Genomic DNA, 3,513 nt, shown 5'->3' with positions numbered 1-3,513 from the left:
TGGCTCCTCGGCGCGGCTGGCCGCACCGAGGAGCCACAGCTGCGGACGGGGATCGGGATCGGTGTCCGGCGTGCGGCCGGAGTGCGCCACCACGACGTGCGCGTTGGTGCCGCCGAACCCGAGCGAGCTGATCCCGGCGACGCGCGGCCGATCCGGGTCCCAGTCTGACGGGGCGTCGGCGCAGCGGAGGGCGGAGCCGGCGAGCCCGAGGTCGGGGTTGGGATCCGCGCAGTGCAGCGAGGCCGGGATCACTCCCCGCTCGACCGCGAGCACCGCCTTGATGAGGCCGGCGACCCCGGCGGCCGCCTCGGTGTGCCCGATGTTGGACTTGATCGAGCCGAGCAGACACCACGGTCGCTCCGCCCGCCCGAACACCCTGTGCAGCGCCGCGACCTCCACGGGATCGCCCATCCGGGTGCCGGTACCGTGCCCCTCGACGTATCCGATGTCGCGTGGCCCCAGGCCCGCGCCGGCCAGTGCCTCGGCGATGACCGAGGCGTGTCCGTCGACGCCCGGCACCACGAACCCGGCCTTGGCGGCTCCGTCGTTGTTGACGGCACTGCCCCTGATCACCGCTCGGATCCGGTCCCCCCGACCGCACGGCGTCACCGTAACGGCGCAGGACGACCGCGCCCGCGCCCTGAGTGAACACCGCTCCGGAGGCACCGTCGCCGTAGCTCCGCGTGTGCCCGTCGACGGAGAACGGCCCGTCGGGGACGTAGACGTACCCGTGAGAGGCCGGCACCCGCACGGTGACCCCACCGGCGACCGCCATGTCCGATTCGCCGCTGCGCAACGATTCCACCGCGAGGTGGACCGCGACCAGGGAGGTCGAGCAGGCGGTGAGCACGGTCTGCGCGGGCCCGGTGAGGTTCATCCGGTAGGCGATACCGGTCGCGAGGTAGTCCGGCATGGTCCCCAGCGCGATCTGCATGGCATGGGCCGGATCGGTCCCGCCGGACGGGTCGAAGGTCTGCCGGAACGCGTGGTGGAGATACGCGGAGGGAGAACATCCGGCGAACAAACCCACCCGGTCCACGCCTGAGCCGTGCCCGTGGCCGGCGTCGTCGAGCGCGTGCCACACCTCCTCCGCGAAGACCCGGTGTTGCGGGTCGAGGTACCTGGCCTCGTGCCGGCTGAGTTCGAACGCGGCGAGATCGATGCCGTCGATCGGGCCGAGGTCCGACCCGGTGGGCACGAAGCCCGGGTGGTCGACGAGCTCCGAGGGTGCGCCGGCGCGACGCGCGGCCTCGCGATCGGTTCGCACGACCCCCTCCCTGCGGTCGAGCAGCAGCCTCCACAGCGCCTCGACGTCGGGCGCGCCGGGCAGGCGACAGGACATGCCGATCACGGCGATGTCCGACTCGTGGTGCGCCAGTCGCGGATCGACGGGACGGGTCATGAATTGGTCTCCTGCCGGATGCGGCGGCGCTGACGCCCGCGCTCACGGGCCTGCGCGAGCGGGTCGTGCGCATCGGGGCGGATGGCGGGCCGGGATCGGTCCGGGTCGGCGTGTGGGGTCACGTTCGGGTTCTGGGCCGGGTTCACGCTCGGGCTGGGTTCCCGGATCGGTTCGGGGCTCAGGGCTGGTGCGGCCTGCATCCCCGCGGCGAGCGATCTGATGTCAGGGTGGGCGAAGAGTTCCGCGAGCTCCACCCGGTGCCCTCGGTCGGCGAGTACCCGGCGGAAGCGGACGAGATCCATCGACGTCATCCCGAGTTCGAAGAAGCCCCGGTCGAGCTCGTCGTGTGACGGGGCCCTCCCGAGCACCTCGGCGACCGTGGCGCGCACGACGGTCAGCAGGTCGCCGTCGTCCCCCTCGACCGCGAGACGTCCCCGGATCGTCGTCGATCGGCGACGACCCAGTTCGGCGACATCGCGTCGCGGTACTCCTGGCGTCGCAGTGGAGGGAAAGCCGGGCTCGTGCCAGCGGTCGTCTCCGTCGGCCAGCGTCGTCACCGTCGCGGCCAGAACATCGGCGACCGCGTCGAGCACGCCATCGAGGAATGCGTCCTCCACCGCGTCGAGGACGAGCAGCAGCGAACCGTCGCTGTCGCGGAAGCTCTGGAGATCGATCAGGACCTGCGGCGTCGAGCTGATCGAGTGGACCGGCTCACCCAGCTGCGCCAGCGCATCGCACGCGGCCGGTCCGCCCGTCCACCCGGTCAGACCGGAGGAGTAGACCACGGGGAGCACGCCGGTGCCGCTGCCCGAACGGAGATGCTCGCGGATCCGGGTGTTACCGTGGCCGGATCCGTCGCGTCCGAGATCACGGACGCCCTCGAGTAGACGGGTCGCCGCGGCGCGGGCACGCTCGCTCGTGGACCGGCCCTCCGGGGGATCCAGCACGACGGTCGAGGTGTACTCCCCCACGACGTCCCGATGCTCGGCGGGGCGGTCGAGGACGGTCACCACGACCGGGGGTCGGTGCCCGTCATCGGTGGCCAGGAGCTCGGCGAACACGGTGACGAGGACCGCGTCGAGGGTGGCCCGGTGGACTGCACATCGCCGAATCAACTCCGTGGTGGTGCGCGGGTCGAGCTGGCGGCGTCGACGGGTGAACCGCGAGCTCTCGGGCGGGCGGACCGGCAGGAGGACGCGCGGCCTCGGTGCCCCCGCCTGCGGCGAATCCGGCAGCGCCGAGTCCCCCTGCGCCGCCCCGGCTCGGGCCTCAGCCCAGCTGAGGAATGCACCCTGGGGTCGGTCGACGGGGTCGCCCCGGTACGCCGCGGTCAGGTCACGGGCGATGATCTCCGCTCCACGGACGTCGCAGAACAGCATGTCGAGAATCAGCACGACCATCCATCGGGAGACCTCCGCGGCGGGCGCCGGTAACCGCACCGCACGGAGCTCGAGCCAGGGCCGCCCGCTCTGGGGGTCGTGGATCCGGGACATCTCCTCTGCTCGGCGGCGTTCACGCTCGGCGCGCACCTCGGCGTCCGTCGCCACGCTCAGGTCCTCGATCTGCAGTCGCGGCCGGGCCGCGGTGTCGAGGACCTGCCGGCCGTTGTCGTCGACTCGCGCCGACAGCATGGGGTGGGCATCGACGATCGTGTCCAACGCCCGCTCGAGCGCCGGGACGTCGAGACCGCCCACCTCGACCTCGGTCCGATAGCGCGGCGCGACCGGGCGGCCCAACCACGGGTCCGCACGGCCGACGAGATAGGCCACCTGCATCTCTGTCAGAGGGGCGCTCGTGACCAACGTTTCAGGGGGCTCCGCGATGACGGGCTCGGGCGTGAGCGTCTGAGCTGGGCCTGAGGGGCGGGATGCGCGGTCCGACGGCGGTGCGGCCCTTCGGCCGAGGCGCAGCACGACGAGGTGGTCTGGCCCACCGGCCGTGGCCTCCGCCTCCAGGCCCTCCTCGGGTGCGGCCTGCTCGATCCGGCTCAGCCACCGACCGGCCGCGAGCAGCTGTGATCCGAGTGGGCCGTCTCCAGCGGCGATCGTCACCTCCACACCGGAGCCGGCACGGGCCACATCGAGGAGGTCCGTGCCCGAATCGTGCGGGGC

2 protein-coding genes and 1 pseudogene are annotated in these 3,513 nt (G+C 72.6%); all 3 read right to left on the bottom strand.

The features are described 5' to 3' along the window. A partial coding sequence (locus IY392_RS19625) for a polyketide synthase (RefSeq protein ID WP_194861551.1) occupies positions 1 to 573 on the bottom strand: 573 nt, incomplete at its 3' end. Between the two features lie 88 nt (positions 574 to 661). Beyond that, positions 662 to 1,342 (bottom strand): annotated as a pseudogene (locus tag IY392_RS19695) (beta-ketoacyl synthase N-terminal-like domain-containing protein); the annotation flags it as partial. A 56-nt stretch (positions 1,343 to 1,398) separates the two neighbouring features. Continuing rightward, on the bottom strand, positions 1,399 to 3,513 hold a 2,115-nt coding region (locus tag IY392_RS14095), incomplete at its 5' end, for a phosphopantetheine-binding protein (protein WP_228549432.1).

Source organism: Dietzia sp. SYD-A1 (genome assembly GCF_015356725.1).
Classification (GTDB): Bacteria; Actinomycetota; Actinomycetes; order Mycobacteriales; family Mycobacteriaceae; genus Dietzia.
Note: the sequence above shows the minus strand (reverse complement) of the source record. Positions and strands in the feature narration are given on the sequence as shown.